Below are 22,411 nucleotides of genomic sequence, written 5' to 3'. Positions count from 1 at the left end.
TACCATGACAAAAGCAACGATTCTGTCCGTCACCAATCCGTCTGAGCGTGGCGATAAAAAACAGCTTGGCAACTTACCGGGAGCGGCATTGCCGATGGCGATTGCCGAGCTAGCAAAACAACACTCAAGCCACTCTCTGCTAGTGGTACCAGACCCGCAAATCGCACTCAAACTGCAAGCAGAAATTGAGCAATTTACCGACCAACCGGTAAGCCTATTCCCTGATTGGGAGACGCTGCCATACGACAACTTTTCTCCACACCAAGAGATCATCTCAGATCGTATTGCCCGCTTATATCAATTGCCAAACCAAAATCGTGGTGTGACCATTGTGCCAGTGAGCACGGTATTACAACGCCAGTCCCCGCGTGATTTCTTACTTCAGCACACCTTGATGGTGAAAACGGGCGACCAATTCTCGCTGGAAAAACTGCGTGTGCAACTAGAGAACTCTGGCTACCGTCACGTTGATCAAGTGTTTGGTCCGGGTGAATATGCAAGCCGAGGTTCGATCCTAGATTTGTTCCCAATGGGCAGTTCAGATCCATATCGCATTGATTTCTTTGATGACGAGATCGACACCATTCGCACATTTGATCCAGAAAACCAACGTTCGATCGAAGACATTCAGCAAATCCAGCTTTTGCCTGCGCATGAATTTCCGACGACGAAAGCGGCTATTGAAGATTTCCGTACTCGTTGGCGCTCTCAGTTTGAAGCTCGCCGCGAGCCTGAATCAATTTACATGCAAGTCACCAAAGGCACTTGGCCAGCGGGCATTGAATATTGGCAGCCACTGTTTTTCGATCATACAGAAACGCTTTTCGATTATTTACCCGATGACTCTCAACTGATCACCTACGGCGATATTGAAGCCGCAGTCGATACCTTCTTGAATGACGTTGACTACCGCTACGATCAAAAGAAAATCGATCCACTGCGTCCGTTGTTAGCACCACATGAATTGTGGCTGAAGAAAGATGAGCTATTCACTCACTTCAAACAACTACCACAAGCTCAGCTGAGCCTAGAGAAAATCGTTAAACGTGCAGGTCGCCAGAATCTCGCCGTTCAATCTCTGGCAGAGCTTGGTGTTCAACAGCAGAACAAAGAGCCGTTAGCGCGTTTACGCCAATTCAGTGAACAGTTTGCGGGTAAAATCGTTTTCTCTGTCGAGTCAGAAGGTCGCCGTGAAGCATTAACAGAGCTACTGCAAGGCATTAAAGTGCGCCCAGTAGTCCATGGTTCACTATATCAAGCGCTGGATTCTGACGATCGTTTCAGCCTAATTCTAGGTGCTGCGGAACATGGTTTTATTCATGAAGAGCTAAATTTCGCGCTGATCTGCGAAAGCGATCTGCTTGGCGATCGCGTTATCCAACGTCGCCGTAAAGACAAAAAAGCGGTCAACAGTGACACCGTCATACGCCACCTAGCTGAACTTAAGCCGGGTCAGCCTGTTGTGCACATCGATCACGGTATCGGCCGCTACATAGGCCTACAAACTCTTGAAGCTGGCGGTATGAAAACGGAATACGTAACACTTGAGTATCAAAATGATGCCAAGCTTTACGTACCCGTATCTTCACTGAACTTGATTAGCCGCTACTCTGGCGGAGCTGAAGAAAGTGCACCGCTGCATAAACTAGGCGGTGAAGCATGGGCAAAAGCTCGCCGTAAAGCTGCAGAGAAAGTTCGTGACGTTGCAGCAGAGCTTCTGGATGTTTATGCCAAGCGAGAGCTAAAACCGGGCTATAAATTTGAGCTCGACCGCGGTCAATACGCAACTTTCAAAGCAACTTTCCCGTTTGAGGAGACCGACGATCAGTCAATGGCAATTAATGCGGTCTTGTCTGACATGTGCCAAGCAAAAGCCATGGACCGCCTAGTTTGTGGTGACGTTGGTTTTGGTAAAACAGAAGTCGCAATGCGCGCTGCATTTGTTGCCACAGACAACAGTAAGCAAGTGGCAGTCTTAGTACCAACCACTCTGCTTGCACAGCAACACTTTGAAAACTTCCGCGACCGCTTTGCTAACTTGCCAATTCGCGTAGAAGTCCTATCACGCTTTAAATCGGCAAAAGAGCAAAAAGTGATTCTCCAAGATGTCGCTGATGGCAAAGTTGATATTGTCGTTGGTACTCACAAGTTGCTATCAAGCGATATTAAGTTCAAAGATCTTGGCTTGTTGATTGTTGATGAAGAACACCGATTTGGTGTGCGTCAAAAAGAAAAAGTGAAAGCAATGCGTGCCGATGTCGACATCTTAACGCTTACCGCAACACCAATTCCGCGCACATTAAACATGGCAATGAGTGGCATGCGCGATTTGTCGATCATCGCAACGCCACCAGCACGCCGCTTGGCGATTAAGACCTTCGTGCGTCAACGCGAAGACTCCGTAGTACGCGAAGCAGTACTCCGTGAAATCATGCGTGGTGGTCAGGTTTACTTCCTACATAACCAAGTCGAAACGATTGAAAAAACCGCCGAAGATTTGCAAAAGCTGATTCCGGAAGCGCGAGTTACCGTTGCACATGGTCAGATGCGTGAACGCGAGCTCGAGCGTATCATGAATGATTTCTATCATCAGCGCTTCAACTTACTCGTATGTACTACGATCATAGAAACAGGTATTGACGTACCAACCGCCAACACCATCATAATGGACCGAGCAGATAACCTAGGTCTCGCGCAGTTGCACCAGCTTCGTGGTCGTGTTGGTCGTTCGCACCACCAAGCGTACGCTTACCTGTTGACGCCACATCCAAAAGCAATAACGAAAGATGCAATTAAGCGTCTTGATGCAATTGCGTCACTGGAAGACCTTGGTGCTGGCTTCACTCTTGCTACCCACGATCTTGAAATCCGCGGGGCTGGTGAGTTACTGGGTGACGAACAAAGTGGTCAAATTCAATCGGTTGGTTTTACACTATATATGGAAATGCTTGAACAAGCCGTTGAAGCCTTAAAAGAGGGCAAAGAGCCTTCACTGGATGATCTACTTCGAGAACAAACTGAAATCGAAATGCGCATTCCAGCTCTTTTGCCAGATGACTACATACCAGACGTCAACACTCGCCTATCTATGTACAAACGAATCGCGAGCGTGACAGATAAAGAAGGGCTATCAGAATTAAAAGTTGAACTGATTGATCGTTTCGGCTTGCTACCTGATGCAACGAAGAACTTACTGTCTGTCTCTGAGCTAAAAATTGCTGCTGCATGTCTCAAAGCTAAGAAAATTGAAGCTCATGACAAAGGTGGTTTCATCGAGTTTTACCCTGATGCTGACATAAACCCAGCATATTTAGTTAAACTCCTGCAATCACAGCCGCAAAAATTTGCAATGGAAGGTCCAACTAAGTTCAAGTTTAGCGTACCATTGACGGACCGACGTAAACGCATTCAGTTTGTTCAAGACTTACTGAATGATTTTAAACAGAATTTATTACCAACGAGCTAATAGTCGAATGAGAATACTGATCCCATTATTACTTCTTTGTGTCTCAATGCCATCATGGGCTGCGCGTCAATTTGATATTGAAGTAATTATTTTCAAGCGAGCAGTCGACGCTGAAAGTACCAGTGAATCATGGCCAAACAAACTGCCAACTATCGAAATGAGTAACGTCGGCAGCTTACAAAGCGGTTCTTACCGTCAATCAAAAGGCGTCACCCTGCTTCCTCGTTCTTCTTACAGATTGAACGCTCAAGAAGCAGCACTTAACAACCATGCAGGCTTTAAAGTATTGAAGCACGTAGCGTGGCGTCAAGGTGACCGTGGTAAAGCAAGTGCACCAGTTTTCCGCATTGTTGGCGGGCGTGATTTTTCAGGATCATATAATCCGGATGGCAGCTCAATCACTGGCAATGCACATTCCTTAGCGACCAATGGCTATAACGAAGAAAGCGTTAAAGGTCCGCTTTATGAGTTGGATGGCAAATTACAAATCTACGTTCAGCACTATTTGTTTGCCGAGACAACGATGGACTTACGTGAACCGAGTGTTCGGGAGGTTCACATTGAATCGCAACCTTCAGAACAATTGTCTGAAGAATTTGGCGAAGTCGATGGTAACGTGCAAGTCGGTAACTTAGCAGAAGTCTCTCCGACTGTGACTGAAGAGACATTCTTGAAGAGCTTCCGAATGGATCAGAAGCGTCGTATGCGCAGTGGCGAAACCCACTACTTAGATAACCCATTAATGGGGATGATCATTCAAGTTCGTCGAGTACAATAAAACACAGTACCAACAACAAAGCGCAGCACTTGCTGCGCTTTGTTTTATTTGAAATCTAACATGGAAGTTGTATGAGTCCAGATTTTGAAATCATAACCCCTCGTTTGGCTCTCAGATTAATCCCATCTGAGGAAGCCCATATTCTACAACGCATACTGGCAGAATCCCCTTCCCTACACCAATGGTTAGATTGGTGTGATGAAAATGTCTCACTAAGAGATGCGCAAGATTTCTTGCTCGCTACGCGACTGAACTGGGTAAAAACAGAAGCGTTTGGTTTTGGCATTTATGAACGAAGTAGCGATAACCTTGTTGGTATGGTTGCTGTCAATGAGCTTTATCATACCTTCAATATGGCAAGCATTGGCTATTGGGTTGCGGACCGTTATCAACGCAAAGGTTACGCTCAAGAGGCAATCCGCGCGCTTGCCGAGTTCTGCTTCGCTAAACTCAATTTGACTCGCGTAGAAATCGTCTGTGATTTAGATAACACAGCCAGTCAGGCTTTAATTGAGTCTGTTGGTGCACAGAAAGAAGCGATTGCCAGAAACCGATTTATCTTTCATGGGAAGCCAAAAGATGGGGTCGTTTATTCACTGTTACCCAATGACTTGGAATGAAAAAAGCCACCGACATGCGGTGGCTTTTCTTCTATTTGTTATTTGATTCTCTCGCCAAATCTTCAACAAAGAACCAAAAATTCAAATTAGTGCAGTTTCAAGTTTGGACGCAATACGCGGTTGATACGACCAACCAGCATCATCAAACCCGTTTTAATCACACCGTGTAGCGCCATTTGGTGCATACGGTACAGTGAAATGTAAACTACGCGTGCGATGCGACCTTCAACCATCATAGAGCCTTTGGTTAAGTTACCCATCAAGCTACCAACGGTTGAGAAGCGGCTTAGAGACACTAGAGAGCCGTGGTCTTTGTATTCGTATGCTTTAAGCTCGCGACCATTAAGCTTAGCCACAATGTTAGTGAACGCTTGACTTGCCATTTGGTGCGCAGCCTGAGCTCGTGGCGGCACAAATGAGCCATCTGGCTGGGTACATTGAGCCAAGTCGCCGATAACGAAGATGTCGTCATCACGAGTGGTTTGCAACGTGTTTTTCACGACTAATTGGTTAATACGGTTCGTTTCTAGACCGGCAATATCTTTGATGAAATCAGGCGCTTTGATACCCGCAGCCCATACCATGATTTGTGCAGGGATTTTCTCACCATCTTTGGTAGTCAAACCGTCTTTGTCCGCTTGTGTCACCATGGTCGCAGTACGCACGTTTACACCTAGCTTAACCAACTCTTGATGCGCTGCAGAAGAGATACGTGGTGGAAGCGCAGGCAGAATGCGCTCACCTGCTTCAACTAGGTTTACATTTAGTTTGCTAGAGTCAAGATCGCCGAAGCCATACGTACGTAATTCTTTTACTGCGTTGTGAAGCTCTGCCGATAATTCAACACCAGTTGCACCCGCACCAACGATCGCGATATCTACCGTACCGTTACCGTTTTTTGCATGCAGTTTTAAGAATTCATTATTCATTTCACTACGGAAACGGTGCGCCTGTTCAGGGCTGTCGAGGAAGATACAGTTTTCACGAACCCCAGGCGTATTGAAGTCGTTTGACGTAGAGCCAATTGCCATAACCAGAATATCGTATTCAAGTTCACGGCTTGGCATCAGAAGTTCACCATGTTCGTCTTTTAGTTCACTTAGAATGATCACTTTACGTTCACGGTCAATGTCTTGAAGGCTACCCATTTGGAAATCGAAGCAATGGTTTTTGGCATGAGCACGGTAGCTCAATGCATCCACACCTTCGTCTAATGAGCCTGTTGCCACTTCGTGCAACAGTGGTTTCCACAAGTGGCTCGCTTTACGGTCTACCAGTGTAATTTGCGCACGGTTCTTACGACCCAGAGTGCGGCCCAGTTTGGTAGCCAACTCAAGGCCACCAGCACCGCCGCCTACAACGATAATGCGTGTCACAATGTTATCCTCTACAAAAATGAATATATGGGTTCAGCTCGACGTAGACTCACAGTTACGCTGCGGTCATACATCCAACCGATGAATTCTTTGGTCTCTAGAGGTGAGCTCACTTTTTGGATAAATCCCGATGCCATCATGTTATTGCCTACTCTTGTTTTCGGCTTATGGTCCATCGGATTATTCGCCTGAAACACACGATCTCAGACAAAAAATGGGCAAGTTTCTTACTCGCTCTCAATTTTTTTTGATATTTATCAAATTATTTTTACCAAGTTCATTATATAGAGCAATCCTTTGATGGCAACAAAAATCCTTACTCTGGATACGGATTGACTACTTTTCATCTGCTTGACGGTAACGTTTTCGTGCCACAAAAGGTTAAATCGATAAATCAAGCCGATAAATCGATACAAAATGTAAAATTTGGCAGAATCAGTGCGATAGAGTCAAAACCAATAGATACAAAAACAGCACTTCTTGAAGTGCTGTTTAAAGGTAGTTAAATTTTTATCTATTGGGCAATTTATGCGTTCTTGAATGCCTTCATCGCTTGCAGATGATGAGAGATTTTCTTGAACTTGTGCGTTTGGTTCTCATCCCAAATAATCTGATAATGCTTGTCCAACTCTGCCGCAGTTTTCGAATTGTCATGTATTTCATCTTCTTTGGATAAAATCACTAAACAACGATCTTGGTTTTTGGTTCGGAATTGCTCGACACATTTGGTCGCGATATCTTCATATTCTTCAGGGCGATCAATGCGACCTGCCATCGTTTTCTCTGGATGCAGGTTTGGGTTGAACATCACCTGCTTAATGCCGCAAAGAAAACCGATACGCTCTGACCAATATGCGCCAAGACCAACACCACAGATAAGTGGGGCTGGGTCATTCGCTTGGTCGATGACCTTAGACACTTCCTTCAACAAGTGCTGCATATCGTGCTTAGGATGAAGTGTGCTGTAATTGATGAAACGAACGTCATCATCGATGAATTGCAATTGAAGAACTTTTTCGTGGTTACCTGGGCTTGTACTATCAAAGCCGTGCAAGTAAATAATCATGTGTACCTCTCCCTGTGACTTGCTGGTACTTCACTTTAAACTACCACTATTTCCTTATGGTTAAAGAGGAAAAAGTCATGAGTTATCAAAACAGTGATCTTCCATACATAATAAGTCTTTAAACTCATTCGCACTGTCTAAGTATTGTTCATCATCCCACAATTTGTAGGCGATCAAATACCATAACATCGCCATCATAATGGTCCTTGGCATCCACGCACGTACGCCTTCCAGCCACAGAGACACATCATCAATTTGACGAATCTGGCAATACTGATCAACACCCTGCTCAATTGGCACATCGGCAAGCTGCAAAATCAAAGTGAGGTCTAATCTTGGATCAGATAAAGCGGCGTATTCCCAGTCTATGACCTTCACCCCCTCTTCACCACGAACCAAGTTATAACAACCAAGATCGAAGTGGCACAGTGCAACGGGAACTTGTTCAACACTTGGTTCCGACCGCCATTTTCGATACAAGGTTTCAAACTCTGTACCAATGTACTTACCACCTAGCTCTAACCAGTAGTGATCAATTCGTGACAAGTAAGAGAAAGGAACCAAAGGAATCGCCGTCGACGGATATTCATGAATAGCAGCAGCGATTGGCAATAATTCATCAATATCGATACCAGGCTTAGTCAATGTCTCACCCGGAACCCACTCCACTAGCAAACCTTGCTCATGAACAAAGACAGGTTTAGGTCCGAGGTTAAGCGGGGCGATTGCGTTGAGCACTTGATATTCGTTATGGCGAGATATAGCAAAGGTCTTGCATACGTTACTGGTTGGTCGCCAGACATACGCAAGACCCTCTGAAGATTCCAACCGCCAACAACGATTGGTAAGTCCACCAGTGACGGTTTGAACCTTCACTGGTGGTGAAGTAAAGAAGCCATCAAGAGTATTTAAACTCGGATCTAACTGTTTCGCTTGTTGCCAAGAAAACCACGCCATGAATGACTTCTCCACTCAAGGTCATATGACCAAAAAGAATCAATTAAAGACCAAATAGGCTCTTAGATTGCTCTTTACGGATTTCTGTTTCATCCGCCCATTCAATCAGACCTGTTTCTAGATCCATTAGACGCATCGTCATTTTGTAGTAAACGTCTTTGTCACTGCCTGCATTTTTCACGATGCTAGAAAGGTTGCCGTAAAGCATGTATTGCGCACCGACCATTTTACCGAATTGGATAGCTGTGCTTTGGTTCACTAGCTCGTCAGTGTTTTGGAAGTTAAGTTGCTCACGAACAGATTCCACACGATCCATGTCTACAAAACGGAACTTACCAGAGTTCAGCATCTTAGTAGAGATAGTGTCAGTAATAGATTCAGTATCGATGTGCTCACTTGTTTTGTTCTTGATGCGCTCAACAAACACGATAGGACGTTGGTCACGAGTAATTGCTGCCACTGAACCTGACATCATCATGCTGTCGACCATTTCGCCAGCAATTTTTTGTAGATCCGTCGAGCCGAAATCAATCGTTGTTGTTTCTGTCGCTTGCGCATCACCGTAAGAGACCTTGTTTGAACAACCACCCAGAATGACGGCAAGACCTAAAAGAGCAATAATACTTTTTTTCATGAGAGTTCCTTAGTTTGTGTTTCATACCAAGGTGCCTCCACCTTGGCAAAGCAGCATAGCCGCCGAAATTGTGTTACTCGAGTTGAGTTAGTTATCATCTGCTTCGCGAATTTGTACGCGAAATTGTGTTCCGTTTGGGTTCACCGTCACTTCAGACAGAGTCACCTGTTCGAATCCACGCACAATCATTTTGCGCCACGGACCAGGTTTGGTGTTCACTTCCAGACCTGTATTGTCATACCAATAAAAGCGATAAAGAATGTGCTGGTCACCTTTGTAGTTACTACTTAACTGCACGACACCTCGTGGGCGATCATCCACGTAAGTCGTTGTGATGTTGTCAACTAACAAACGGCTACCCAAAACATTGTCATTAAAAAACACCTTTTGAGTTTGACCATCAATTCGGATACCTGCGGTGTTGTCAGCACACCCGGCTAAACCAATGATCACCGCTAAGCCTATAAGCCATGCTCTCATTACAACCTCCCTAGTTGTTTATGCCACACTGTTGAGTGCGATCCCTGACGGGACACCCAAACCAACGTGGTTTGTTGTGCTGGCACGTCAAATTGATACACCTGATCACCTAAGTTAAGACTCTGCTTGCCCGGCTTCACCACTTTCGAAGCCGTTTTCACCGTCCCCGGGAGCGTCTGCCAACTTCTAGTATCAGGTTGTTCAGTTAATGTATTCCAAACATTGAAAAGAATGTTGCCGACGTCATCGCCTTTCTTCGCTGCTTCTTTTCGAATTCGGTCTTTTGCCCAAACACGAATTGCCTGACGAATAACAATCGTCGTTAAACGTTCGTTCAAATCGTTTTGAGCCATCGAGTTAACATCGACTAAAGTGCTCGATGGTAATTTGCTGCCATTCAATGCCACATCGCCGAAACGCTGCGTTCCGCTTTTTGGGTAATAAGGTAATGCGAGCGAATAAATTGCACCATCACCTCGGCTGTCATATATAGGCAAATCTATACGCCAACCTTGTAATGCTTCTACAACACCTTGTTCGTCGATCACGATCACGCGACCTTGCGACTTACTCAACCCTGAAGGTGCTTTACCATAACGTTTTTCAAGTAAACGTAAGTCTTCACGCATGCCGAGCTTTTTTGCGGCATACATGGTGCTTTCAATCACTTGCTTATTGTTTGGCATCACCGCAAGGGCACGACGGTAGTCTACATACGCACTATTCAAATCTCGTGACGCTTCATATAAAAGACCCGACAGATAGAACAAGTAGCCATTTTGTACTGAACTTAGCTTTTTACCCGCATCTGGGTAGTTTGCAAGCACGCTACCTAGGTTCGCCGACATGCCTTGACTCTTAAGATCCTTCTCTGCGCGTTTTAGTTCCTTTTCACGTGCTTTCTTCGCTGCTTCTTGCACTTGGTTAGCACGGCGCATTTCTACCAGCGCACCTTCGAGATCATTCTTTTGCAAATAGTTTAAACCTAAGTACAAATGCAAAAAGCCGAGCTCATAATCGGCAGGCTGATATTCATTTAGATTGTCGTTAACGGCAAGAGAACCAACGCTGGTTGCTGTTTCCGTAACAGAAATGGTTGCACGATCTTGTTGTTTACGAACTGCACGATCGCTTTCTTCTAATGAGTTCAAGCTGGTAGGGTAATCCTCAGCAAGAAACGAAATTCTTCCTTGTTCAAAGTTTCCAAGGATTTCGCCACCTACATCACTTGATTGCAGTTGTTCAGCTTTGGCGTATTCACCAGCAACCACCGCTTGGTAGACTTCTTTATTTTGGTCGCTGTAATGACTGAACAGATTGCCAGCGGATAAGTTCGCACATCCCGTAGCAAGCAGGACCCAGCTCATCAATCCAAATAGCTTCACACCATGTTTCACATTTATCTCCACAAATGTGTCGTTCACAGAAATATACCCAAGTAATTTCAAAACATTGGCTGAGCCAAACATCCCGAAGTGCTTGGGTATAAAGAAGTGGATGAACTGCTTCATCCACTTCTAATAGATTAGCTCAATACCATTGGACCTAAAGGACGACCGCCCACTAGATGCATATGAATATGATAGACTTCCTGACCGCCATGTGAGTTACAGTTTACAATCAAACGGTAACCGTCTTCTGCAATGCCTTCTTCTTTAGCCAGCTTTTTCGCAACCGTGAACATGCGCCCCATCATCGCTTCATCTTCGGCTTCCACGTCATTAGTTGTCGGGATCAGCTTATTTGGAATGATAAGAATGTGGCTTGGTGCACGCGGATTAATATCACGAAACGCCGTTACTAAATCATCTTGGTAAAGGACATCTGCTGGGATTTCTTTGCGAATAATTTTGCTAAAGATGGTTTCTTCCGCCATGGGTACTCCATTTTATAAGGTGTGTAACCTATTTAGTATGCGCTAAGCCAAAAGCGAGCTCAATAAAAAACAGTGTTCACTTAACATTATCAATATAAGCCGTTACGTTGAAGCTTTTTTTGTCGTGTCCGTCATAAAACGTGCGTCTCAAACTCAATACAATCCAATGAATTTTGTTACTTTTTTAAGACATTTCTTATTTATCTTGTCTATTTTTGGGAGAGGAAGCTCACTTATGCGAGGTTCAGTTATTAAACGGATGTATGCAGGCTTCGCGCTAATCATCGTCCTGTTTGCGGTCACGATTGCCATTATGATGGGGGGCATGAATGATATTCACGGTAAGTTTGAGACAGTATCCAAGTCTTCACTACCACTTGTTTCACTATCTAACCAGACCAGTGTGGAACTGCTTTCCGCAGATAAATCTTTTAAGGATTTCCTGACCACAGAGAATAAACAACGCATGGATGAAATGCGTCAGGAATTTGCTAAATCTCAACAGCGCTTTGAAGGGACATTGAGTCAACTTGAAATCGCGAGTCAAATCTACCCTTCTCTTGCCGAACCATTTTCTCAACTTAAAGAACTTGAGCAGAGCTATTTTACCGAAGCAAAAGAAGCCATGGACAACTATGAGGCAATGTTCTCTGCACAAGAAGAAGTGCAAAAATCATCGCGTCGTTTCCAAAAGCTCAACACAGAGCTTTCTGTTGGTCTTAAAGAATACGTTGCAGATCAATCCAGCATCTCAGTGAAAGTGATGGCAAAAAGCTACTTCATTAAGTTAAAAGATGCTGAAGTTATTACCTCGGATGCGCTGGCAAGTACCAACCCAGAATTCGTAACTCAAGCGGTAGCAAAAAACCGTAAAGCAGTCACGCACCTAAACTACGCGTTCCGTGGACTTGTGACACAACTGCCTGAGCTGCAAAAAGCCTTCGGCGAATCCGTTGAGCAGTTTACTCGCGACGTAGGTATGCGTGGCGGAGTATTGGATCAACACAACAGTTACTTATCGGCTCGATCGGCGTTGTACAACAACATTGCTAACCTAGCGACAAAAGTAGACTCTAGCATGGCAATTCTTGAACAATTCACCACAACCGCAACCGACAAGCTGAACGAATCTCTCGCTGACGCTGGGGACATCTACTCAGCGGGCGTGACTAAAGCGATTGTCATTGCTGTTATTGTGGTTCTCTTTGCAACAGCGATCGGCTACCACATCGCGCAAAGTGTTCGTGAACCACTAACTCGCATCTTAAAAGCGTTGGAAGGCCTTACAGAAGGCGATATGACGCAACGTATCGACAACCGTTACAACAACGAATTCAGCCGTGTGAGCGGTCACATCAATACGCTCGCGGATAGCTTGCACAACATCCTTGTGAAACTAAACGATGCATCAGACAACTTAGCAACAACCGCATCAACCAACGAGCAAACTTCTTCACAAGCACAAACACAATTGAATTCTCAACGTGAGCAAACCGCTAATGTGGCGACAGCAATGACTGAGATGTCTCACTCAGTACAAGAAGTCGCGCAGAGTGCACAAGGCTCGCTAGAGATGGTACAACGTGTTGAGACAGCGTCTGACCAAGGACGCAACGTGATGAACAGCAATATCTCGACCATCAACCAACTTGAGACACGTTTAAACGAATCAGTGTCTGCGGTTTCTGAATTGCAGAAAATGAGTGGGCAAATTGGCTCTATTCTGGATGTAATTCGTAACATTGCTGAACAAACCAACCTACTCGCACTGAATGCCGCCATTGAGGCAGCACGTGCTGGCGAGCAAGGTCGTGGTTTTGCAGTTGTTGCCGATGAAGTTCGAGTGTTAGCTTCCAAGACGACACAATCGACAACTGAGATTGAGTCAATGATCAGTAACCTACAAACCAGTTCACAAACCGCGAGTCAGGTGATTCAAAGTTGTATGAGTGATATGGAAATGTCGGTGGAACAAGCATCAAAAGCAAACAGTTCAATGGAAGAAATCCAAGCACTGATCATCGAAATCAGCCAAATGAGCACGCATATATCTCAGGCGGCAGCTGAGCAGAGCGAGACTTCTGCCGATATTGCACGCAGCATTGAAGACATCAATAGCATTGCAGACCAAAGCTATCACGCGATGTCTAGCATTGCGCAAACCAGCGAATCAATGACGCAACTTGCGCATCAGCAAAATGAACTGGTTCATCGATTTAAGCTATAACATCGAACGCGACAAGTAGCGGATTTATTGCAACCAACTGTATAAGGGTGACTTTTTATTAAAGTCACCCTTGTTTTTTATGAGCCTTGTCTACATATGGTTATTATGGCTTGCTCATCCCTTTTCTTTTCTCTTTTCGAGCAAGCCAAATAAGAAGGAAAACCTATGGCTGTTCATGTTGGTATTATCGACCAAGATCCAGTGAGATTAGTCACTCCTCTTTTGGATAATCGCACTGTAAGTACACATATCGTCTTCATCGGCGACAAAAGCCAATCCGATATGTACGAGCGACTGAGCGCAGTATTAGAGCAGCGAGAAATTACTTCCGAATTCTTTGAAATTCCTTCTGCAGTAAACACTTCTCTGATCAAACAATCTGTCCACAAATTGGCAAAAGACCTCCACGACCGAGGCGAAGAAGTTAAACTCAATGCAAGCTGTGGTCTTCGTCACCGTCTGCTTTCCGTGTACGAAGTCTTTCGTACTTATCGCTGGCCAATCTTCGTTGTAGAGCCAAACAGTGACAAATTATGCTGGCTTTACCCAGATGGCAAAGAAGACACGCAAGTAGAAGACCACATTACGATTTCTGACTACCTTACAATTTTCGGTGCGCGCGGTGAATTCCACCACGTAGACCTTCCTCCTCAACTTGACCAAAAGTTGTATGAACTTGGTGAGCGCTGGGCGTCTAACGCGTTAGAGCTCGGTCCTGGTCTTGCTACACTAAACTACCTTGCAACAACGTGTCGTAAAGAGCAAAAGCTAGATGTTGAGCTTTCTGAGAAACAACAAGGCTACCGTGAACTGAACATGTTGTTGACCGACTTGGTCGAAGCGCAAATCGCCACTTACGAAAACGGCGTACTGACGTTTGCTGACGAAGATGCACGCCGCTTCTCAAATGGTGAGTGGTTAGAAACTCTGGTTCACAGCACCGTTAAACAAATTCAAGACACCATGCCGACCATTCAAGACCGTTCATTGAACGTGCAGGTTTATCGCAAACTCGGTGAAAGTGAAGTTCGCAATGAGCTTGACGTGGCAACGGTGGTGAACAACAAGCTTCACATCATCGAATGTAAAACCAAAGGCATGCGTGACGATGGCGATGACACGCTCTACAAACTTGAATCGCTACGCGATCTTCTTGGCGGCCTGCAAGCAAGAGCGATGTTGGTGAGCTTCCGCCCACTGCGCCATAATGACATCACTCGTGCAGAAGATTTAGGTTTGGCACTGATCGGTCCTGATGAGCTCAAAGATCTCAAAACTCACCTTTCTGCATGGTTTGAAGCCGCTGGCGGTTCTGACGAAATCTAGTTTTTAACCTCCAAGCAAAAAACAGAAAAGCAGCCCTCTCGGCTGCTTTTTTTTATTGCGTCAGGTTTAAAGTTGTTGCACCCAAACAAAACGAACAGATAGAAAAAACCAGAGGCGAACCTCTGGTTTTTCCCGTTTGTTTAAATGCCAACTAATGTTGTACTTAAAGCATCTTACGAGCGGCTTCTACTACAACTTTAATTGAGCGAGCTTCCGTTTCTTTCAGAGTTGAATGATCTGGAATCTCTTTTTGTGTACGGTTGATGATTACACCCGCCACACAACCTGCTTTCAGGCCAGAGCTTGCACACATGGTTAGCAATGTTGCTGACTCCATTTCGAAGTTCAGAACGCCCATGTCTTGCCACTCTTGCATAGAACCTTGGAAACGCTTAACAACACGACCAGAGAAAGTATCGTAACGCTCTTGACCTGGGTAGAAAGTGTCACTTGAAGCAGTCACACCCATATGAACTGTTGCACCAGACTCTTCAACTGCTGCTTTCATTGCTGTTGCGATTTCGAAATCTGCTACTGCAGGGAACTCCATTGGAGCAAAGTGTAGGCTCGCGCCATCTAAACGAACAGAACCTGTCGTAACGATCATGTCACCTACGTTTACGTGTGGTTGGATTGCGCCAGTAGTACCAACACGTAGGAAGGTACGAACACCAAGTTGCGCTAGCTCTTCTACTGCAATAGAAGTAGATGGACCACCGATACCTGTAGAACAAACCACAACAGGTTTACCGTCTAGCTCTGCACGGTATAGCGTGTATTCACGGTGACTTGCTAGAAATACTGGGTTTTCCATTTCTTCTGCGATTTTTTGTACGCGTGCTGGATCGCCTGGAATGATTGCTAGAGTAGCACCATTAAGATCAGCTTCAGTAACACCTAAATGGAATACAGCTTGAGACATAAGTCGCTCCTTGTTGTGGCTTATTTTGTAAACAATAAGCTCATTAATAAGTTGTTGGGTACAGATGCACTGTAGCGAACCTTTCACCAACATTGAGTGATCACAATCACAATGAAACAATGTAATAAATCTACACTTTCAAATAAAAACGGTTTGGATCACACTTTGCAGACCAAAAGATCATTTCATTGCATAGTAATCAGTGATTCACCAAACGAAACCATCACTAAGACCATCTCGATTAACAGATATAAAAAAGCCTGAGACGTCTCCGCCTCAGGCTAATTCTTAATACACGTTTATGATTATTTTACTTGCTTAGTTTCAAAGCGTAATAGTCTTAGAGCGTTCAAAGTCACCAAGGCAGTAGCCCCGCTGTCGGCTAATACCGCAACCCATAACCCGGTAATACCGAGTAAGCTTGTCACCAAGAACACGCCTTTCAAGCCTAAAGCCAACGCTACGTTCTGACGAATATTATTGAGCGTCGCACGTGATAGCTCAATCATCGCAGGCAATTCAACCAAGCGGTTGTGAGTCAGGGCCGCATCTGCGGTTTCTAGCGCAACATCCGTACCACCACCCATGGCGATACCGATGCTGGATGCTTTCATCGCCGGTGCATCGTTAATACCATCTCCGACCATCGCGACAGTGTGTTGCGCTGATATCTCTTCCACATAGTGCACTTTATCCGCTGGTAACAGACTGGCTTTGTAATCAAGACCAATCTGGTTAGCAATAGCTTCTGCACTACGTGGGTTATCACCGGTTAACATGACTGATGAAATACCAAGTTTCTTCAGTGCAGCAACCGCTTGCTGGGCGTCTTGGCGAAGCGTGTCTTGCCATGCGATCAAACCAATGACTTCATGATCATGACGAGCAATAACGACCGTTTTACCCTGCCCTTCTAACTCAACCACTTGTTGCTCAACCTGTTGCGAGATTGGGAAGTCTGCTTTCGATGGTGCGATGACTTGAACCAACTTCCCTTCAACCACACCTGTCACACCAGAACCAACCTGCGCAGTTTTATCTGCCGCTTCAGGAATATTGATGCCTTGCTCTTGCGCTTTACTTACCAGCGATAACGCTAGTGGGTGACTTGAGCCAATCTCAATCGACGCCGTTAAGCTTAATAGCTGCTCTTCTGTTACATCGAATGGAACCACGTCAGTCACTTGCGGTTTACCTTGTGTCAAAGTACCTGTTTTGTCGAACGCGACAGATTCAACACGTCCCAACAGTTCCAACGCTGCACCGCCTTTGATCAAGGCACCTCGTTTTGCTGCCGCGGCTAAACCTGAGGTAATCGCTGCAGGAGTAGAGATAACCAAAGCACATGGACATGCGATCAATAACAATGCTAAACCGCGGTATACCCAAGTCTCCCAAGGTTGTGCAAACAGCAATGGCGGTGTGATGATGACTAATAGAGAGACAAGCATCATCAGCGGTGTGTACCAACGACTGAATTTATCTAGGAAGCGTTCAAGCGGTGCTTTGCGTGACTCTGCTTCTTCAATCAAATGCAGAATACGGTCGATCGCGTTTTCACCTTGGCGAGACGTCACTTTCACTTGCACGACTTTGCCGACAACCACGGCACCCGCCATGATTTTTCCACCTTCAGCATGTTCAACTGGAACGGATTCACCGGTTAGTGCGCTCTCATCAAAGCTTGCTGCTTGGGTCATAAGTAGACCGTCAGCAGGCATACGACCACCAGGAGCGACTTCAATAATGTCACCTGGCTGAAGCTGTGACGCTGGCACTTCTTGACGTTCGCCGTCCACAATTAGTGTCGTATTTTCAGGCACTAAGTCCATCAATGCCTGAACACCACTGCGAGCACGAGATGATGCGTATGCTTCTAACTTTTCACCAATAAGGAAAAGCAATAGCACCATCGCTGCTTCAGCAGTTTCGCCAAGGTAAAGTGCACCTAATGCTGCGACACTCATTAATGTTTCAATCGCAAACGGAGTGCCACTACGAGCCAATTTCACCGCTTTCATTGCGACCGGATACAAACCAAGCAAACAGGTTAAGGTAAACAGCCAAGTACTTAACGTTGGGTTGAAATCAGAAATGATGCCAGCAAACGCCATTGCACCTGCGATCGATAGGATTTGTACATTGTCTTTAACAATGCCTAACCAACCTTTCTTTTCTGCTTTTGGCTTTGGTGCATCGGTAGAAGTTAATGGAAAACCAGTTTGTTGAGAGACCTGCTCAATTACAGCCGCGACGGCACGGTTATCAAAATCGACGACCAATTTTTCGGTTGCGAATAGTACTTTAGCGTTGGTAACCCCTTCTACAGAGGTAATCGCCTTCTCTAGCTTTTGGGCACAAGAAGGACAGTCCATACCAGACACTAACCAGCTATGACGAATGGAGGATTCGAGGGGTTCGGCAGGACCTTCGTCTTCGGCAGACTCTGAGCTACAACCGCCGCTACTGCAGCAAGAGCCTTCTGAGCCGACCACGCTCGCTTGCGTGATATTGAGAGTTGGTTTTGCCGGTGCGCAGCAAGAGTCGTTTGCACCTACCGCCACCGCAGATTTGATTTTGCCAGATTGGCAACCTTGATGTTTTGTACACATAATTCACTTTCCTTATTGGTGATGAGTCTCTTTCTGCCACTAAGGATAAACCTTGGAGCTAGCTCCAAGGTCAAGAACAATATGATGAATTAAGCAAAATTACGCTTTTTCTTCTTCCAAAGCCGTTGCGACTTCGTCGATCAATACCGCGTCATGCGAACAGAAAGGCTGAGTGTTAACACAAGTAATCGCAGGGTCATCTTCAATAATGTCTTCCCCAAAGTTCTGCATCAGATCTTTGATGTGCTTGTTCAGTACTACCAGTGCAAGTAAACCAAATACAATCGTACCCACCGCTTGTCCATATAGCACACCAAGTGCGCCATACCATTGAGCCCCAAAGTACACAAATGGTAATGTACCAATTGTCGCTTTACCCAAATTCAATGCCGTTGAATAAAGCGGTTTACCAAGGTTGTTAAACGAGGTATTCGCAACAAATAAAGTGCCATTGAATACAAATGTGATAGCAACGTAAGTGCAGAACGCGACCACAATAATCGCGGCATCCCCCGTCAAACTAAACATAGCGACGATGTAATCTTGCAAAACATAAAGCAAGGCACAAACACCCAGCGTGTAAATAGTGGTAACCAACAAAGAGTCTGTCAGTGTTCGCTTCACGCGGTCCATTCGCTCCGCGCCAAAGTTCTGCCCAATGATAGGACCAACCGCACCAGACAATGCAAAAATCACAGCAAAACACACTGGTGTTAAACGCCCTATCACCGCAAAGCCTGCGACAAAGTCCTCACCGAATTGAGCAATATGTGTCGTTACAATCGCGTTGCCAATTGGCGTTGCGGTATTAGTGATGATTGCTGGAATGGCAATCGCCAAAATCGGCTTAAGGTTATTTTTGAAGATATCGAATGTTGGAAAGGACACCAACTGATGCACTTTCACCAGTGGATAAAGGGAGAATGCCAATACCGTAAAACGAGCAATCACCGAAGCCGCCGCCGCACCTTCCACGTTCCATTTGAAGACAAAGATAAAGAGAGGATCAAGAATCGCATTAACGATACCACCAGCCAACGTGGCCCACATCGAGCGTTTAGCATCACCAGCAGCACGCAAACCTGCACCGGCTGACATACCTAATGCCAAAATTGGCGCACTTGGTAGAAGAATGTTGAGATACGCTTCAGCACGCTCCGCTGCAACTCCTTCCGCACCAATGGCTGCGAGTAATTCGGGAATGTGGATGAACATACCAATGGTAATGACCAAGCTGATCATAAAAGCCACCAGCATGATGCTACCACTGGTCAACTTCGCTCGTTCGAAATCCTTTGCACCGATCGCTTTGGAAACTAAAGCGCCCATCGCTATCGAGGTACCTATCGATGCTGAAGTTGAGAAGAAAATTAATGTTCCCGCGAAACCAACCGCCGCAGCCAACTCGACCTGCCCCAACATACTGATGAACAACATATCAAGCAAATCGACGACAAACAGCGCCATTAAACCCACGGAACCCGCTCCGGACATCACCAGAATGTGGCGCATGGTTGAACCTTGGACAAACTTTGCGTCTTGCGTAGACATATTCTTCCTCAACGACAAAAAGACGCCGTAGCGTCTTTCGTCTTCATACTTATTGTTTTGTAATTAAACGGGGTGTTTGAAACATTCGTTCAGCGTTTTTCCTATCGCTCTCAGCACATCGCGTCTTGTAATCACACCGACGAGTTTCTCTTTATCATCTACCACAGGGTACATTTTTGGCTTGCCTATCTTCATCATGTCCGCCAACTCAATGATCGACATATCCGGCGATACAGACAAAACATCATCATGCATACACTCTTCTACTGTGTGCGTGTCCTGACAGTGGTAACTGGCTTTAACGAGTTTGTCCAAAAGGTCTTGTTCAGAAAGGAATCCAATGACTTTCTCGTTTTCGTCGATAACAGGTCCACCTAGAGTAACACTTTGCATCACCTTGTCCAAAGCCGCCGTCAACGACATGTTCTTGGTGAAAGTCACTGCCTGTAACGTCATGTAATCTTTAACTTTTAGTGAGTGCATTCTTATCTCCTTAGCGGCACATTTTTGCTGCCTTTAAGATAAGTGTCGTCTAATTTCTTGATTTTACTAAATGGAAATTAGCAATTTTATCCATAGATTTAGTCTATCGATCTCTAATCGAATCAATACATAAGACAAAACAATAGATGCTCAGTTGCATATTTATATACCATCAACACCGCCCTCAGATCGATGAATAACCATGAGAATATAAAGCATGAGAAGAGGTTGGATAAGTAACCAGTCGTTCAGAAATTTAAATGAGAAATAACTAGCTATGCAGCAAAGACAAAAAAGCCAGCCTATGATCGGGCTGGCTTTCGACGTTATATCACGCGACTAAATTATGCATTTTCCAGTGAAGCTACGATGTCACGCGCTACGGCTTCCGCCACTTTGATGCCATCAATACCCGCAGAAAGAATACCACCAGCATAACCGGCACCTTCACCCGCAGGGAAGAAACCTTTTAAGTTAATGCTCTGGAAGTCTTTACCACGCTTGATGCAAACTGGAGAAGACGTACGTGTTTCAACACCTGTAAGCAAACCATCTTCTAATGCAAAACCTTTGATCTTACGATCGAATGCTGGAATCGCTTCACGAATCGCTTCAATAGCAAATGCAGGTAGCGCTTTTGACAGGTCAGTCAATTTGATGCCCGGAGTGAACGATGGCTCAACATCACCCAGTGCGCTTGGATCGCGACCTTTCAGGAAGTCACCAATTTTCTGCGCTGGTGCGTCGTAGTTCTCACCACCGAGTGTGTAAGCGCCCGATTCCAGTTCACGTTGGAAACGGATACCTGCTAGTGGATCGCCTGGGTAATCTACCTCTGGTGAGATACCGACGACGATTGCGCTGTTCGCGTTACGCTCCGCACGAGAGTACTGGCTCATGCCGTTCGTTACTACACGACCTTCTTCAGAAGTTGCCGCAACTACCGTACCACCAGGGCACATACAGAAGCTGTAAACCGTACGACCATTCTTACAGTGGTGAACCAGTTTGTAGTCTGCAGCACCAAGAATTGGGTGACCTGCGTTTGGACCAAAACGCGCTTCGTCGATCATCGACTGTTTATGCTCGATACGGAAACCAACAGAGAATGGTTTCGCTTCCATGTAAACGCCACGGTCGTGCAGCATTTCAAAGGTATCACGAGCACTATGACCTACCGCTAGTACTACGTGACGAGATTTGATCTCTTCACCGTTTGATAGCGTTACGCCTGTGATTTGACCATCTTCCATATGCAGATCGTCAACACGAGTGCTAAAGCGGATCTCACCACCTAGCTCGATGATTTTCGCGCGCATCTTCTCGATCATGGTAACCAGTTTAAAGGTACCGATGTGCGGCTTACTTACGTATAGAATTTCTTCTGGGGCTCCAGCTTCAACAAACTCAGTGATCACTTTGCGACCGTAGAAGTTTGGATCTTTCACTTGGCTGTAAAGTTTACCATCAGAGAAAGTACCTGCACCGCCCTCACCAAACTGTACGTTCGATTCTGGGTTAAGTGTACGCTTGCGCCAGAAGCCAAACGTGTCTTTAGTGCGCTCACGTACTTCTTTACCACGCTCAACGATGATTGGGTTAAAGCCCATTTGAGCCAAAACCAAACCCGCAAAAAGACCACAAGGACCGAAACCGATCACCACTGGGCGCTCAGTTAGGTTCTCAGGTGCTTTCGCCACGAACTTGTATTCCATGTCAGGTGTTTGGCGAACATGTGGGTCTTTTTCAAATTTCGCTAGCAACGCTTCTTCATCACCTTCAACGATGATGTCTAGCGTGTAGATAAGATGAATATTGGTTTTCTTACGAGCATCGTAGCCGCGTCTAAAGACATTAAAAGAGATAACTTTCTCAGCAGCAATGCCAAGCTTTTTAGTAATCGCGTCCAATAGCGCGCCTTCCTCGTGATCAAGAGGAAGTTTAATTTCATTAATACGAATCATGTGATGTCTCGTTATGGTAGGTGTCTTAGCCAGAACTGCTATTTTCTCCTCGTTAATATCAAGGGTGAAAAAG

Annotated in this window: 17 protein-coding genes; 5 read left to right on the top strand and 12 right to left on the bottom strand. The window is 45.4% G+C overall.

The genetic code is table 11. From position 1 onward, the window contains the following. Positions 1-4: 4 nt before the first annotated feature. The 3 genes from mfd to J4N44_RS04940 all read left to right on the top strand — a co-directional run bounded on the left by mfd (position 5) and on the right by J4N44_RS04940 (position 4,864). Positions 5-3,466, top strand: coding sequence for a transcription-repair coupling factor (gene mfd / locus J4N44_RS04950; protein WP_005446683.1), 3,462 nt, complete (start codon positions 5-7; stop codon positions 3,464-3,466). Between the two features lie 7 nt (positions 3,467-3,473). Further along, the gene (locus J4N44_RS04945; protein WP_252044909.1) at positions 3,474-4,244 is read left to right on the top strand and encodes a peptidoglycan binding protein CsiV; all 771 of its coding nucleotides are present in this window, start codon (positions 3,474-3,476) and stop codon (positions 4,242-4,244) included. Positions 4,245-4,315: 71 nt separating this feature from the next. Then, positions 4,316-4,864, top strand: a complete 549-nt coding sequence (locus J4N44_RS04940) for a GNAT family N-acetyltransferase (RefSeq protein WP_101960919.1) — start codon at positions 4,316-4,318, stop codon at positions 4,862-4,864. An 86-nt stretch (positions 4,865-4,950) separates the two neighbouring features. Here J4N44_RS04940 and J4N44_RS04935 read toward each other — a convergent pair whose 3' ends face one another. The 7 genes from J4N44_RS04935 to hinT form a co-directional block, all read right to left on the bottom strand. Continuing rightward, positions 4,951-6,240: an NAD(P)/FAD-dependent oxidoreductase gene (locus tag J4N44_RS04935; RefSeq protein ID WP_005446679.1), complete on the bottom strand. Its 1,290-nt coding sequence runs from the start codon at positions 6,238-6,240 to the stop codon at positions 4,951-4,953. A 526-nt stretch (positions 6,241-6,766) separates the two neighbouring features. Further along, on the bottom strand, positions 6,767-7,306 hold the full coding sequence (gene ycfP / locus J4N44_RS04930) for an alpha/beta hydrolase YcfP (RefSeq protein WP_005446677.1): 540 nt from the start codon (positions 7,304-7,306) through the stop codon (positions 6,767-6,769). 75 nt (positions 7,307-7,381) lie between these two features. Continuing rightward, positions 7,382-8,263: a thiamine kinase gene (thiK, locus tag J4N44_RS04925; protein ID WP_252044908.1), complete on the bottom strand. Its 882-nt coding sequence runs from the start codon at positions 8,261-8,263 to the stop codon at positions 7,382-7,384. Between the two features lie 43 nt (positions 8,264-8,306). Further along, entirely contained in the window at positions 8,307-8,897 is a 591-nt protein-coding gene (gene lpoB, locus J4N44_RS04920; protein WP_005431666.1) for a penicillin-binding protein activator LpoB, read from the bottom strand. An 87-nt stretch (positions 8,898-8,984) separates the two neighbouring features. Further along, a complete protein-coding gene (locus J4N44_RS04915; protein WP_005446667.1) occupies positions 8,985-9,377 on the bottom strand; it encodes a YcfL family putative periplasmic lipoprotein in 393 nt (130 codons plus the stop codon). Then, positions 9,377-10,774 (bottom strand): COG3014 family protein, encoded by a 1,398-nt coding sequence (locus tag J4N44_RS04910; RefSeq protein ID WP_009698321.1) that lies wholly within the window; start codon positions 10,772-10,774, stop codon positions 9,377-9,379. The genes J4N44_RS04915 and J4N44_RS04910 overlap by 1 nt, the downstream gene beginning before the upstream one ends. Before the next feature lie 128 nt (positions 10,775-10,902). Then, entirely contained in the window at positions 10,903-11,253 is a 351-nt protein-coding gene (gene hinT, locus J4N44_RS04905; RefSeq protein WP_005446662.1) for a purine nucleoside phosphoramidase, read from the bottom strand. A gap of 235 nt (positions 11,254-11,488) precedes the next feature. Between hinT and J4N44_RS04900 the strand changes: the two genes are divergently transcribed. Together J4N44_RS04900 and J4N44_RS04895 are read left to right on the top strand one after the other, a co-directional pair. Beyond that, positions 11,489-13,480, top strand: a complete 1,992-nt coding sequence (locus J4N44_RS04900; RefSeq protein ID WP_005446660.1) for a methyl-accepting chemotaxis protein — start codon at positions 11,489-11,491, stop codon at positions 13,478-13,480. A gap of 165 nt (positions 13,481-13,645) precedes the next feature. Then, positions 13,646-14,806 carry a DUF1887 family protein gene (locus tag J4N44_RS04895; protein WP_005437515.1) on the top strand — a complete coding sequence of 387 codons (1,161 nt, stop codon included), beginning with the start codon at positions 13,646-13,648 and terminating at the stop codon, positions 14,804-14,806. Between the two features lie 163 nt (positions 14,807-14,969). On the opposite strand, the gene udp is transcribed toward J4N44_RS04895, so the two are convergent. The 5 genes from udp to J4N44_RS04870 form a co-directional block, all read right to left on the bottom strand. Beyond that, entirely contained in the window at positions 14,970-15,728 is a 759-nt protein-coding gene (gene udp / locus J4N44_RS04890; RefSeq protein WP_005437517.1) for a uridine phosphorylase, read from the bottom strand. Between the two features lie 305 nt (positions 15,729-16,033). Continuing rightward, on the bottom strand, positions 16,034-18,340 hold the full coding sequence (locus J4N44_RS04885; protein ID WP_252044907.1) for a zinc/cadmium/mercury/lead-transporting ATPase: 2,307 nt from the start codon (positions 18,338-18,340) through the stop codon (positions 16,034-16,036). 99 nt (positions 18,341-18,439) lie between these two features. Continuing rightward, positions 18,440-19,891: an MATE family efflux transporter gene (locus J4N44_RS04880; protein ID WP_005446645.1), complete on the bottom strand. Its 1,452-nt coding sequence runs from the start codon at positions 19,889-19,891 to the stop codon at positions 18,440-18,442. A 63-nt stretch (positions 19,892-19,954) separates the two neighbouring features. Then, complete coding sequence (locus J4N44_RS04875) at positions 19,955-20,374, bottom strand: CBS domain-containing protein (RefSeq protein WP_005446643.1); 420 nt, start codon at positions 20,372-20,374, stop codon at positions 19,955-19,957. A 344-nt stretch (positions 20,375-20,718) separates the two neighbouring features. Continuing rightward, complete coding sequence (locus J4N44_RS04870) at positions 20,719-22,338, bottom strand: NAD(P)/FAD-dependent oxidoreductase (RefSeq protein WP_252044906.1); 1,620 nt, start codon at positions 22,336-22,338, stop codon at positions 20,719-20,721. Positions 22,339-22,411: the final 73 nt, after the last annotated feature.

The sequence above is a fragment of the Vibrio sp. SCSIO 43155 genome (assembly GCF_023716605.1).
Classification (GTDB): domain Bacteria; phylum Pseudomonadota; class Gammaproteobacteria; order Enterobacterales; family Vibrionaceae; genus Vibrio; species Vibrio harveyi.
This window is presented reverse-complemented; position numbering and strand designations above follow the sequence as displayed.